We start from the raw sequence: 12,237 nt of genomic DNA, 5'->3' as shown, positions 1-12,237 counted from the left end.
CCCACCAGACCGCCAATTATTTTTCCTGTCATAACGCCATTCCTTTACGCGCACCTGTGCGCTGTGTGATGAATTAGCTACCCGGTACCAGCGGCCGGGTTATCGCCGCCCAATCCCCGGATTTTGCAGTGGCCAGAAAGGCTTCTCCCAGCTCAATACTGCGTTCTTTGGCGATGCGCCAACGGCGCATACGCTCTGTATCATTGCCTTTAAACCGTTGAAAATCTTTGCGATCCGGTATGCGGCCCGCCGGCAAACTGGCCACATAGTCGACTGTGGGCGCCACCAGCACCACGTTATCCATCAGTCCGCCGTGGGCCCTGCGCGCTGGCAAGTACTTATCGTACCAACCCGGCAATAGCCAACGGTAAAAATGCGGGTACAACACCAGACCCGGCTCGCGCCAGAAGTGCGCAGGCACGGGATGATAATCCACCAGCCCACCGTCGCGATACACACCCGCCGGCGCCCCGGTAATAGTGGTCTTGGCAGCCATAACGTAGGGTATCGAACCAGAGGCCACCACGGCGTCGCGCACATTGTGGGGCGTCAATGGCAAAACTTCCGTAGCGATACCATCATCGGCAGCTACCTTGGGCATGCGGCGCGGATCGGCAAATACGACGCGCTCAAAGTGATTGTTTAGGCCCGTGCGCCTACGCAAGTTGCGGGCGAAGGCTGCAGACATTCCGCCCAGTAGCGGCCAGGCTGCCTCCTTCGCCAGCAAGCCATGGCAACGTGCCACACCGCAGTGGTAGTTGAAACGCGCCTGCGACAACAGGTCGTCCACCTGCGGCTGCTGGAGAAAACGGTCCAGAATCTTCATCAATTCGCGGTGCACACTGGCTTTGTTCACGCCGTCGCCGTAACTTTGCGCAATGTAGCCTTCGGCCAATTCGTTGAGTGCCCAACCTGGGTCAGACTGTGCCGCAGCGGCGAGTTTCCAGGCGCCAATAGAAGTGCCAAACAGGTGTATGGGGTGTTTTGCCCCAGGCAGCCACTGCTCAAACAATGCTCGATCCAAGCCGTATATGGCCAGCCATTTGGCGGCGCCCGAGGCGCCAAAGACCGACTGGATATGCTCGGGTTGCAGGCCGTGTTGCTGAATGTGGCGATAGGCGCCGGGACCGGCCAGCAGCTCAATGGGAGGACGCACCATTGGGGTCATTTTTCCTAATTTTCAAACGGCTGTAAGACTACCGTTCCCGGCCCGCGCTGGCAAACCGCAACGCGCTGCGCTCACGCGCTTTCGAGCCACACACTCAACTCCGACAGGGCCGTGGAGTGCACCAGATAATTAATGTTTTGCGCCAGCGCACGGCGCTGTATTTCGGCAAACAATGCGGGCAGATCATCAAACAACCGACTACTGACCGCGCCCGCCGCCGCCACATAGCCCCACATCTGCAGTAAGGCATCCTGCAATCCCTGCTGCTCTGGGCGCAGGCGCAGCTGGTTAAACACTTCGCCGGCTAACCAATCGAAGTTGTCGCGTCCGCGGCTGGCAGCCACCTTCACACTGATCTCCCGATAGGCTGGCATCGAGCGCGCCGCCACCGAATATTTGTGCTGGGTCCACAGGCTTTGCGTGGACACCGGCAGGGGAATCCGCCCGCTCGCGCGACCGGTATCGGATTGCAGTTGACTAAACATGGCCGCCGGCGCGTTGAGCTTGGGCCACACCAGATTCAACGGTGCCAGCGGTGGATGGCTGTCGCTCTTGTCCAGCCCGCGCAAGCGCAGTTCGGCCTGCAGCCAGGCCTGCACACAGCGCAAGGCATTTAAACAGTGAGACCAGCGCCGGACAGCCTCGTCGCTGGCAGAGGGCGCCTCACCCCGGTGAGACAATAGGTTGCTCACCCAATCGTACTGGGCTTGTAATTCTTGGTCGTTCAGGTAACCGGGCGACACATCCCACACGCGCATTGCTGGGCCTCAAATTGGAGCTGACTACTTGATCGTCCCGGAAGTGTTTCGCGCGTACAACATCCTGGCGCGCGAATTCAGCATGATTAAAAAAGCTAACACGGTAAATTGTAGGGGGGATACCGGCGTATGGAAAGGCCTGCGATTCCGGCGCTCAACCCGGCACCAACGCAGGGCCCCTCAGCCTGACCGGTCAGCCAGTGACCCGGCGCCACAATGCCCGACTGACCATACGCACCTTGGTTGACCAGGGCATGCGCTGCAAATTGGTGCCCACCACCCCCTGTGTGAAGCGCGTTGGCTTGCTGTAGTCCACCCGCACATCCAACACCACCGGCTGGCCCTCGGCCGCCAGCGCCAGCGCGCGATCCAGCGCCTCGGCAATGGCCTGATTGCTCGCCAAAGCCACATAGCTAACCCCGCAGGCATCGGCAATGCCCTGCAGCCGCACATCGCCCAAGCGAGTGCAGGTCTTGCGGTTGTAGGGTACCTGTTGCGCCTGCGAAATCTGGCTGAGTTCTCCGTCGTTAAAGACCGCAAATACGGCTCCAGTGCCCAGGGTGGCGGCCGTAGACAGCGCCATGCAGGTCATGAGAAATGCGCCATCGCCAATAATGCCCACCACCTGCGCTTCGGGGTGCGCTAATTTTGTGCCGATAACCGCCGGTACGGCGTAGCCCATGCAGTTAAAATCCGTCGGCGAAATAAACCCTCGGGGCCTGTACACAGGCATCAGCTCAGCCGCCAAAAAGGTGTGATTGCCATCGTCTGCCACAACAAACGCGTCGTCGTCCAAGCGCTCGCGCAGCGCCGCAAAAAAACGCGCGGGATTGACGCGATCGGGCACCTGAAGGGCAAACCATTGATCGCGGTAGGCCTGTTTTTGCCCTGCAATCAGCTGTTTGACATCGTCCTGGCGCCCGGGTGCACTCGAGTGCGCCAAGCGTTCAGCCAACGCCGGCAGCAACTGCGCCGCATCGCCCGTCAGTGTCACTGCGGCCGGGTAATTGACATGAAAAACCTTGGGGTTGATATCCAGGTGAATTAAGTGTTTTGGCACAGCCACGCCAAAGCTGCCGGTGCCTATTTCCGCAAACCGAGTGCCCACAGCCAACAGGCAGTCGCAGTCTTTAAATGCCTCGGTGGCCGCTGGCACCGCCGCTGGGCCGAAGCTCATGCCCGTGTGCAGCGGGTGATTGGCAGGAAACGCACTCAAACCCTGCAGCGTGGTGGCCACCGGGGCATTCAGGCGCTCGGCAATGGCGTGAACCGCGGCCTGCGCCCCCATGGCCCCCCAGCCTACAAACAATCCCGGCTTTTTTGCCTGTGCGAGCAACGCTACGGCGGCATCCAGGTCGGCGTCGCAATCCAGTGCCGGCTGCGCCAACGGCTGGTAGCGCGGCAGGGCAGTCACCTTGCCCAGATCGAGCTGAATATTCACCGGTACCTCCACAAACACCGGCCCCGGCTCGCCCGACACGGCCGTGCGATAGGCATCAAACAGGGTGCTGACCACCTGATCGTGGCGGGTAATTTTGTAACTGGCCTTGGTGATGGGCGCCAGCAATTGGTGCTGGTCCATGTCGTGGAGTTGGTAGCCAAACTGCGAATCGGTGCGCACGCCGCCGCAAATCACCAACAGGGGAATACCGTCCAAATAGGCCTCGCCAATACCGCTGGCTGCATGGGTCACGCCGGCGGCGGGCACAATAACCAAAGTACCCACTTGATCAGAGGTGCGGCTGATGGCGTCGGCCATAAAGGCACCGTGGACCTCGTGCGCCACCAGCACTGGCGCGATGCTGTCGGACTGATCCAGCTCGTCGTAAATTTCCGTATTGTGAACGCCGGGAATGCCAAACGTGTAGCGCACCCCTAATTGCTCAAGGGCATAGCGCACGAGCCAGGCACCAGTCTTTTTCATAATCACCTCTGAGTTTGTGGGCGCGCCTGACAATGGCGACTAGCGGCAGCGCGGCTGCTCCGCCCGCACACAGCATAGCCCAGCCCACGGGCGCCAAAAAAAACGGCGCACCAGGCGCCGTTGTATTCTCGCTCTGCCCGCGCGACGGGCGACCTTTTAAAATGCCAGCAGGTAGGCGTCGTACTCCATGCGCGTCACTGTGTGGCGGAATTCATTCAGCTCCTGGCGCTTGGCGGCCAGGTAGGAGCGCTGAAAGACTTCGCCCAGATGGGTGCGCACAAAACTTGAACGCTCAAAGGCGTTGAGGGCATCCGGCCAGTATACCGGCAGCGAAGACTGCGCCTGTGAATAGGCGTCGCCTTCCATCGCCGCAGTGGGCTGCAATTTGCGGGTGATACCCTCGTAGGCACCGGCCAGGATAGACGCCAATACCAGGTAGGGGTTGGCATCCGCCCCGCTCACGCGATGCTCGATGCGAGTAGCCGCAAAGTCATCGGAGGGTATACGCAGCGCCACAGTGCGATTTTCGTAACCCCAGGTGGGCGCCATTGGCGCGTAGGAGCCAGGCTGGAAACGGCGATAAGAGTTAAAGTTTGGCGCGTACACCGCCATGGTTTCCACCATAGTCGACTGCACTCCGGCGATGGCGTGCATTAAGGCCTCGCTGCCCTCTTCCGTTTCGTTGTTGAAAATATTGTGGCCAGTTTCATCCAGAATACTGAAGTGCACGTGCATGCCATTGCCGGCCATGTCGCCAAAGGGCTTGGCCATGAAGGAGGCATTGAGATCGTGGCGGCGGGCCACGCTCTTGATCACGCGTTTGAGCATCATGGCGTGGTCGGCGGCGCTGCAGGGATCGTCCTCGTGGTGCAGGTTGATTTCGTACTGCGCAGGCGCAAACTCTTTCACCAAGGTGTCTACGGGCACGCCCAGGGTTTCGCAGGCCTCGCGCATTTCGTGGAAGGCCTCTTCGTACTCCTGCATCAGATCCAGGCTGTAGGGCTGGCCGCCAATGGGGTAGTCGGCATTGGCATCGCAACCGGCGTGCACCGGACGGCCCGTGGAGTCGCGCTTTTCCTCCAGCAGGTAAAATTCCAGCTCAATGGCTACCACCGGTGTTAAGCCAATGGCTTTAAATTTTTCGACAATGCTGTCCAACACCACGCGCGGGTCGCCAATGTAGGGCTGCTCGTCTAGATCGGCCATGTGTACAAACATCTGCCCCATGGGGCGATCGGTCCAGGGCACCCGGCTCAGGCTGGTACCCACGGGCACGCAGATACCGTCGGCGTCGCCATCGTCGAAGGCCACGCCCGGCGCATCGCGGCCCCAGATATCGAAGTTCAGTGTGGTTACCGGTAGCTTCAAGCCGCCTTTAAACGCCTTCAGCAGGTTATCGCGCGGCAGCCATTTGCCGCGCAGCACGCCGTTAATGTCGGGCAGCAGCACTTCAATGGTTTCGATATCGGGGTTTTCTTCCAGGAACTTTTTCGCCAGTTCCAGATCTTTTGCACTACATGGGCCAAGCATGACCATCTCCATCAGGGCGCATCACGTATGACCGTTGCGGCGCCTATTTAAATGTTTTAAATGTTGTTGTTCGAAGCTACTTTGAAATTTAGTCGTAATTGCCCAAAAAGGGCACTGATTTTTGTAATTTCCTCCCGGCTATCTACGCCTGCGGCTGGCGACCAAAGTACCCGCGCAACGGGTCTTGTTCCGGCGCAGCGTCATAGCACCCCAGAGAATTGATAAACAGCGAAAACACCTCTGTTTGCGAACTGACGTCCAGTTTCTGGTAAATATTTTTCCGGTGCCGGCGCAGTGTCTCGGTGGAAATACCCAACTTATCGGCGGCAAAGCGCGTGGAGTAGCCGCTGAGCATCAAACCCAGCACATCCTGCTCGCGCGCGGTCAACAGCGAGCGACCAAACAGCGCCACCGCCTGACGCACCCCGGCTTCCACCCCCGGCTTGGGCTGATCGAACACTTTGACATGCTGGCTGATCAACTGCACCACCATGGGCGAACAGGCGTTGAGCAATGCCAACTCGGCCTGACTAAAGGGGGGCGCTTGACGGGCGCGCATCAAGCACAGGTGAATATGTGTGTGATCATCTATTTGCGCAACAAAAACCACCTCGTCGCACACGTCTTTGCCGTCGTGTAGTGCGGGCCTATCGACGTCCACGTTCTCGCGCCAATGGCTAAAGCCCGCGTCCAGGTCGCCCGTGTGGCTCAGTTGGTAATAGGGATCTTGGCGATACAGGCCCGCCTGATAGTCGTCCACCTGCTGCTTGCGCTGGGCGCCACTCAGACGGTGAAATAAAACGCTGGGCTCTGGGTTGGCATCTGTGTAGCGCCACACTTGGGGATAGTCCACGGGCAGCGTCGCCGACAGCGCATCCACCAATGCGGCGTAAAAGTCCTGTGTGCCTAAACAGGCCACAGCGGTAGCGATTTCACGATTCCAGACTTCAAGAGCCTGCGTATGCAACGTCATGATGTCACAGGGCCTGCGCCCATGCCTCTCTGTTTTGCCGTACGTAGTCTTAACTCTAACACTCTCAAACTGAATGATTATTCTGTTTTTGAGCCAGAAAATTGCCACGGACTATCCGGTTGGCCGCCCCTGTGGCGCCCATCCCCTGTTGGCACACCGCACCAGTGGCCGCAATGTGTAGCGGATGGCAGCCTGGCCGCGCATTAATTAAACTGCCGACTGTTGGCGCATCCGGTGGATCACACAATCCGTAAAAAATAATGTGATCACAAATTCAACTTATGGGATAATCTAACCCTGCCCAATAGCAAAGTCAAACCCCCATGGTAGAAAGCACTCCAGAATTCAAAACCCAGCAAGAGCGCGTGTACTTTCAACTGCGCGAGGCCATTCTCTGCGGCCGGTTTGTACCGGGCCGGGCCGTCACCTTGCGCGGCATCGCGGAAATGCTGGGCGTCAGCCCAATGCCGGTGCGCGAGGCCTTGCGCCGGCTGACCGCCGAAAACGCCCTGGCCCTGCAGGACAACCGCCGGGTGACGGTGCCGCACATGACCGCTGGTCGGCTCGAGCAAATCGTGGAGGCCCGCATCGCCCTCGAGACCCAGGCGGCACTGCGCGCCATGGCGCACATAGACACCGACGCGCTGGCACAACTAAAAGCTTTGGATGACCAGGTGACCCATGCCATCGACGTCCAGGACGCCGAGTCCTATATCCGCACCAACCTGGCCTTCCATTTGTCGCTCTACCGGCACGGCCCCAATGAAGTGATTCTGCCGCTGATAGAGAGCCTGTGGCTGCAAAGCGCGCCCTTTATGCGCCTTGTGCTAAACCGTATAGGTTTGGGTTACATCACCGATCGCCACGTGCAGGCCACGGACGCCATCGCTGCGCGCGACGCTCTGGCGCTTAAATTGGCTATTGCCAGCGACATTCGCGAGGGCATTGGCGCCCTCGGTCAGGAGGAGCTGGAGGCGGCTGTGGCAGAGGGCGCTGCGGGATAAAGGGCCGAGAAAATCGATGTTACGCAAACGGGGTGTTGCCAAACACCCCAACAATGTGATCACATTATTACCCATAGCACACCGCTGCGGTCTTCAGAGCCACACGCCCACCCGCAGCACCTATTAACGTTACGCCGCTCGCGCAGGAAATTGCGCTCGCGCACGAGGAGGTTTCATGAGCCAGGTTTACCAAAAGCGCTCCACCGCCGAATGGCAGTCAATGGATGCCGGGCATTACCTGCACCCATTCACGGATTTTAAAGACCAGATGGAGCGCGGCAGCCGCATTATTACCAAGGCCGAGGGTGCCTACATCTACACCTCTGAGGGCCAGAAAATTCTGGACGGCATGTCTGGCCTCTGGTGCTGCAACCTGGGTTACGGCCAGCAGGAAATTGTCGACGCGGTAGCGCACCAGCTGCAGGAACTGCCCTTTTACAACAGTTTTTTCCAATGCGCTCACCCCCCGTCAATCGAGCTGTCGGCCAAATTGGCCGAAGTGGCGGCGCCGCACATGAACAACGTGTTTTTCACGGGCTCTGGCAGCGAGGCCAACGACACGGTGATCCGCATGGTGCACCGCTATTGGGATCTGCTGGATCAACCGGAGCGCAAAATTTTCATCAGCCGCAACAACGCCTACCACGGCTCCACCATCGGCGGCGCCAGCCTGGGCGGTATGGGCGGCATGCACAGCCAGTTCACCCGCTTGCCCTACGTGCACCACGTAGACCAGCCCTACTGGTTTGGCGAAGGCGGCGATATGAGCCCCGACGAGTTTGGCCTGAAGGCAGCCCGCTCCCTGGAAGCCAAAATTCAGGAACTGGGTGCCAACAAGGTCGCAGCCTTTATTGCCGAGCCCATCCAGGGCGCAGGTGGCGTCATCGTACCGCCGGCAACCTACTGGCCCGAAATCAAGCGTATTTGTAACGAGTACGGCATTCTGCTGATTACCGACGAAGTCATCTGCGGCTTTGGCCGCACCGGCCACTGGTTTGGCGCCGACTACTTCAATGTGCAGCCCGACCTAATGCCGTTTGCCAAGGGCGTCACCAATGGCTACCAGCCTCTGGGCGGCGTGATGGTGGGCGACCGGGTTGCCGGCGTGCTGAAATCACAGGGCGGCGAATTCGCGCACGGCTACACCTATTCTGGGCACCCCGCTGCCTGCGCTGCGGCCTTGGCCACCATTAACATTCTTCAGCGCGACAAAATTCTGGAGCAGGTCCGCGACACCAAGGGCAAATACCTCCAAGAGCAATTCGCCACCCTGGCCGATCACCCGCTAGTGGGCGAAGTGCGCGGCGTCGGATTCGTGGGCGCCATCGAGTTAACCAACGACAAATCGGCGCGCACCCGGTTCGACGACAACTGCACGGCCGGTGCATTAGCCCGCTCGGCGTGTATCGAAAATGGCTTGGTAATGCGCGCTGTAGGCGACACCATGATCATTGCTCCGCCACTGACCATGAGCAATGGCCAGATTGACGAACTGGTGGAAAAGGCGCGCAAAGCGCTGGATTTAACCGCCCAACGCCTGGGTAAGTAAGGGCGTTACACCCGTAAACAGGGCGCTGCGGCGCCCTTTTTTACGCCCTCGCCCGCCCCATTAGCCCTATTTTTTGCGCTTTTGGGTTCGTATAAAAAAGCCAATACCTATAACACCTTGACATTATTCCTTCACAGATAGCGCTTATACTTAAAACACCTCTTAACAAAAGCCTAAGGCAACAAGTTGGGTTGAGGTGAAGTATCAGCTTTGCGCCCGAATAGAAAACGGGTATGTTAAAGCCGAGACCGAAGGTGCTGCGGGTGCGGAGTCTCAATCGCGTCCAGTGCATCTACCGCGTTAGTACACTTGCTCGGTATTTGGAGGCGTTATATGGCATTAGCCAGCAACCTTGCGCAGTTTTTGTCGCAGCAAAAGGTGCCCTTTGAAGTTATCACTCATCAGTATGCCGAAGGCAGCGTAAACACTGCCAACAGCGCACATATCTCCCCACTGCAACTCGCCAAAGCCGTCGTATTTCGCGACGAAGACATGTACTACACAGTGGCCGTACTGCCCGCCAGTTACAAAGTGAAGCGCCACACCCTAAACCAGATTTTTGATCGCCACCTCGAACTCGCCGGCGAAGATGAGCTGGAAGTGCTGTTCGAAGACTGTGCGCCCGGTGCCATTCCCATTTTGGGCCAGGCCTATGGTTTGCGGGTTATCTGGGACGATGCACTGTCTGAACAGGAAGAGGTGTACATGGAGGCGGGCGATCACGAACACCTCATTAAACTGAAGCGCGACGACTTTTTAGCGCTGATGGGCAACAACCTGCACGAGCGTTTTTCCTGCGAACGGCACCGCGCCAAAACCGCACGATTACTGCAGTACATCCGCTCTAAGGGTTACGAGTGGAATGAGCCCGACCCGGTATTTGCCCGCAGTTGATATCTAGGCGCTGCCGCCCTGCTGGCAGCGCTAGTAATCCACCTTGCCGCGCCCTTGCTTGATGGTGCTGCGCACGTTTTTACTTTTTAGGCGCCGCTCTTTTGCGCCCCGCGACGGCCGGGTTGGGCGCCGCTTTTTACGCACTTCGCTGGCCGCGTCGATTAATTCTCTCAGGCGCGTCAGTGCCGCGAGTTTATTTTTTAACTGTGTGCGAAATTCTTGAGCGCGTAGCACCAGCACTCCGTCTTTAGTTAAGCGAGAGTCACCACTATTGAGTAGGGTTTGCCGACAGTGCTCGTTAATCAACGCCGAGTTTTTCACATCAAAGCGCAGCTGAACAGCGGTGGCCACCTTATTAACATTTTGACCGCCATTGCCCTGGGCCAGCGTAAAACTGATCTCCACCTCGCGCTCTAACTGCTCCATAAAACTCGGCGGCATCATGCCACTAACTCCTCAAATTTATCGGCGAGATGATCGGCGATGGGCAAAGCCGACGTGGCCGCCGGCGACGGCGCATTGCATACGTGCAAACAATGGCTGGTTTGCAAAAAATGAAAATCCTGCAAAAGTTCGCCATTGGCTGCCAGTGCCTGGGCGCGAATCCCCGACGGCCAGGGCTGCAAATCCGACAGCTGTACGGCCGGGCAATAGCTTTGTATACGCGCCAGAAAGCGGCGCTTCGAACCACTATTGTGCCACTCGCGCACAGCGGCCCCCGGATAGCGCGCCAACATGCGCCAAAAGCCCGGATAACCCAGGCTGCTGACAAGGTCGCGCCAATCCACCCCGCCGGTGTAGCCCTCGCGGTGTAAACTCAGCACCGCATTGGGGCCGACGGTGACCTGGCCACCCACCATCAAAGTCAGATGCACACCTAAAAACGGCAGCGCTGGGTCGGGCACCGGATAGATCAAATGCTTGAGCGCTACAGCGCCCGGACGCAGCGCCCAGTAATCCCCCCGGAACGGCACTATGGCAAAGTCTGGCACTAAACCCTGGGCACGCACCATTCGATCCGCCTGCAGGCCCGCGCACACCATCAATTTGTCGACACCTATGCGCCGACCGTCGTGCAGATCCAATTGCACAGAGTCGGCTGTCTCGCGAATCTGCTGTAGCCGGCTGTGCGGGTAAAATTCGCCCCCAGCCGCCAAAAACTGTTGCACACAGGCCTCCGTGACGGCGCCGTAATCCACGATACCGGTTTCCGGTACCAACAGGGCGCCGCGCCCAATAATGCCCGGCGCGCGTGCGCGCAGTTGCGGCTCGGTTAACTGCTCTGGCTGCAAACCGTTGGCAACAGCCCTGTCGGCCAGGCGCGCGAGCGACGCCAGTTCAGTGTCACTCGTGGCCACGATCAATTTGCCCGTTTGCCGATGGGCGATGCCGTGCGCTCGAGCAAAGTCATAGGTGGCCGCGAGCCCGCGCCGACACAGCTTGGCCTTTAAACTTTCTGGGGGATAATAGACGCCGGCGTGAATCACGCCGCTATTGCGCCCGGTCTGGTGCCGGCCCGGTCCCGCTTCCTTGTCGAGGAGCAGCACCTGGGCCCTGGGCCAGCGGCGTTGGACAGCGCGGGCAGTGGCCACACCCACAATACCCGCGCCCACTATGGCCACTTTCACGAACGCGACCAGCGCGTCGCCATTGGCCGGCAAGTAACCTTAGGTTTTAGGCAGCGTAACACCCGTTTGCCCCTGGTATTTGCCGCCGCGATCCTTGTAGGAGGTTTCACAGACTTCGTCGGATTCAAAAAACAGCATTTGCGCTACGCCTTCGTTGGCGTAAATTTTGGCCGGCAAAGGGGTGGTATTTGAGAATTCCAAGGTTACGTGCCCTTCCCACTCCGGCTCCAGCGGCGTGACGTTGACGATAATGCCGCAGCGCGCATAGGTCGACTTACCCAGACACACGGTGAGCACATTGCGCGGAATGCGAAAATATTCCACGGTGCGGGCCAGGGCAAAGGAATTGGGGGGAATGATGCACACGTCGCTCTGAATATCCACAAAACTGTTTTCATCAAAGTTTTTCGGGTCCACGATGGTGGAGTGCACATTGGTAAAAATTTTAAACTCATTAGCACAGCGCACATCGTACCCGTAAGAAGAGGTACCGTAGGACACTATCCGGTGGCCGTCCTGCGCATAACGCACCTGGCCCGGTTCGTAGGGCTCAATCATGCCGTGCTGCTCGGCCATGCGGCGCATCCACTTATCTGACTTAATGCTCATGGGGCCTCTCTTCAATGCTGTGATAGGTGCGGGGCTCACTCGGGCTGGCGAATTAGGGCAGCCGCGAAAAATGGCGCTCATGATAGCGGGTTTAGGGGTAAATGGGGAGTCGGATACCGGCCTGCGGCCACCAGTCTCGGTCAACACCCCCGTCAATGGCCTATAACCTTAGCTGTGTGTCCATTAATCACTACCTCGCG

11 protein-coding genes are annotated in these 12,237 nt (G+C 58.6%); 3 read left to right on the top strand and 8 right to left on the bottom strand.

The window, feature by feature from the left end; translation table 11 throughout:
- Positions 1-73: 73 nt before the first annotated feature.
- The 5 genes from ACW8F6_RS11480 to ACW8F6_RS11460 all read right to left on the bottom strand — a co-directional run bounded on the left by ACW8F6_RS11480 (position 74) and on the right by ACW8F6_RS11460 (position 6,353).
- Complete coding sequence (locus ACW8F6_RS11480; protein WP_491576010.1) at positions 74-1,159, bottom strand: hypothetical protein; 1,086 nt, start codon at positions 1,157-1,159, stop codon at positions 74-76.
- An 80-nt stretch (positions 1,160-1,239) separates the two neighbouring features.
- A complete protein-coding gene (locus ACW8F6_RS11475) occupies positions 1,240-1,926 on the bottom strand; it encodes a hypothetical protein (RefSeq protein WP_491576009.1) in 687 nt (228 codons plus the stop codon).
- A 193-nt stretch (positions 1,927-2,119) separates the two neighbouring features.
- Positions 2,120-3,850, bottom strand: coding sequence for a thiamine pyrophosphate-binding protein (locus ACW8F6_RS11470; RefSeq protein ID WP_491576008.1), 1,731 nt, complete (start codon positions 3,848-3,850; stop codon positions 2,120-2,122).
- A gap of 156 nt (positions 3,851-4,006) precedes the next feature.
- Positions 4,007-5,380 (bottom strand): glutamine synthetase family protein, encoded by a 1,374-nt coding sequence (locus ACW8F6_RS11465; RefSeq protein ID WP_491576007.1) that lies wholly within the window; start codon positions 5,378-5,380, stop codon positions 4,007-4,009.
- Between the two features lie 142 nt (positions 5,381-5,522).
- On the bottom strand, positions 5,523-6,353 hold the full coding sequence (locus tag ACW8F6_RS11460) for a helix-turn-helix transcriptional regulator (protein ID WP_491576006.1): 831 nt from the start codon (positions 6,351-6,353) through the stop codon (positions 5,523-5,525).
- A gap of 323 nt (positions 6,354-6,676) precedes the next feature.
- On the opposite strand from ACW8F6_RS11460, the gene ACW8F6_RS11455 reads away from it, so the two are divergent.
- From ACW8F6_RS11455 to ACW8F6_RS11445, 3 genes are all read left to right on the top strand, one after another.
- Positions 6,677-7,357 carry a GntR family transcriptional regulator gene (locus ACW8F6_RS11455; RefSeq protein ID WP_491576005.1) on the top strand — a complete coding sequence of 227 codons (681 nt, stop codon included), beginning with the start codon at positions 6,677-6,679 and terminating at the stop codon, positions 7,355-7,357.
- A gap of 175 nt (positions 7,358-7,532) precedes the next feature.
- Positions 7,533-8,906: an aspartate aminotransferase family protein gene (locus ACW8F6_RS11450; protein WP_491576004.1), complete on the top strand. Its 1,374-nt coding sequence runs from the start codon at positions 7,533-7,535 to the stop codon at positions 8,904-8,906.
- 333 nt (positions 8,907-9,239) lie between these two features.
- A complete protein-coding gene (locus ACW8F6_RS11445) occupies positions 9,240-9,800 on the top strand; it encodes an aminoacyl-tRNA deacylase (protein ID WP_491576003.1) in 561 nt (186 codons plus the stop codon).
- A 30-nt stretch (positions 9,801-9,830) separates the two neighbouring features.
- Here ACW8F6_RS11445 and arfB read toward each other — a convergent pair whose 3' ends face one another.
- From arfB to dcd, 3 genes are read right to left on the bottom strand one after another with little or no spacing between them, the layout of a single operon-like run.
- Complete coding sequence (gene arfB, locus ACW8F6_RS11440; RefSeq protein WP_491576002.1) at positions 9,831-10,244, bottom strand: alternative ribosome rescue aminoacyl-tRNA hydrolase ArfB; 414 nt, start codon at positions 10,242-10,244, stop codon at positions 9,831-9,833.
- Complete coding sequence (lhgO, locus tag ACW8F6_RS11435) at positions 10,241-11,428, bottom strand: L-2-hydroxyglutarate oxidase (protein ID WP_491576001.1); 1,188 nt, start codon at positions 11,426-11,428, stop codon at positions 10,241-10,243. The genes arfB and lhgO overlap by 4 nt, the downstream gene beginning before the upstream one ends.
- A gap of 39 nt (positions 11,429-11,467) precedes the next feature.
- A complete protein-coding gene (gene dcd / locus ACW8F6_RS11430; protein WP_491576000.1) occupies positions 11,468-12,037 on the bottom strand; it encodes a dCTP deaminase in 570 nt (189 codons plus the stop codon).
- Positions 12,038-12,237: the final 200 nt, after the last annotated feature.

The organism is Simiduia sp. (genome assembly GCF_058345725.1).
The sequence above is the reverse complement of the archived record's forward strand: the minus strand, read 5'-3'. Positions and strand labels throughout refer to the sequence as shown.

What these genes read in the sequence shown, in the direction of transcription:
- ACW8F6_RS11480 (WP_491576010.1), bottom strand. Translation starts at nt 1,159, where the DNA reads ATGGTGCGTCCTCCCATTGAGCTGCTGGCCGGTCCCGGCGCCTATCGC.
- ACW8F6_RS11475 (WP_491576009.1), bottom strand. Translation starts at nt 1,926, where the DNA reads ATGCGCGTGTGGGATGTGTCGCCCGGTTACCTGAACGACCAAGAATTA.
- ACW8F6_RS11470 (WP_491576008.1), bottom strand. Translation starts at nt 3,850, where the DNA reads ATGAAAAAGACTGGTGCCTGGCTCGTGCGCTATGCCCTTGAGCAATTA.
- ACW8F6_RS11465 (WP_491576007.1), bottom strand. Translation starts at nt 5,380, where the DNA reads ATGCTTGGCCCATGTAGTGCAAAAGATCTGGAACTGGCGAAAAAGTTC.
- ACW8F6_RS11460 (WP_491576006.1), bottom strand. Translation starts at nt 6,353, where the DNA reads ATGACGTTGCATACGCAGGCTCTTGAAGTCTGGAATCGTGAAATCGCT.
- ACW8F6_RS11455 (WP_491576005.1), top strand. Translation starts at nt 6,677, where the DNA reads ATGGTAGAAAGCACTCCAGAATTCAAAACCCAGCAAGAGCGCGTGTAC.
- ACW8F6_RS11450 (WP_491576004.1), top strand. Translation starts at nt 7,533, where the DNA reads ATGAGCCAGGTTTACCAAAAGCGCTCCACCGCCGAATGGCAGTCAATG.
- ACW8F6_RS11445 (WP_491576003.1), top strand. Translation starts at nt 9,240, where the DNA reads ATGGCATTAGCCAGCAACCTTGCGCAGTTTTTGTCGCAGCAAAAGGTG.
- arfB (WP_491576002.1), bottom strand. Translation starts at nt 10,244, where the DNA reads ATGATGCCGCCGAGTTTTATGGAGCAGTTAGAGCGCGAGGTGGAGATC.
- dcd (WP_491576000.1), bottom strand. Translation starts at nt 12,037, where the DNA reads ATGAGCATTAAGTCAGATAAGTGGATGCGCCGCATGGCCGAGCAGCAC.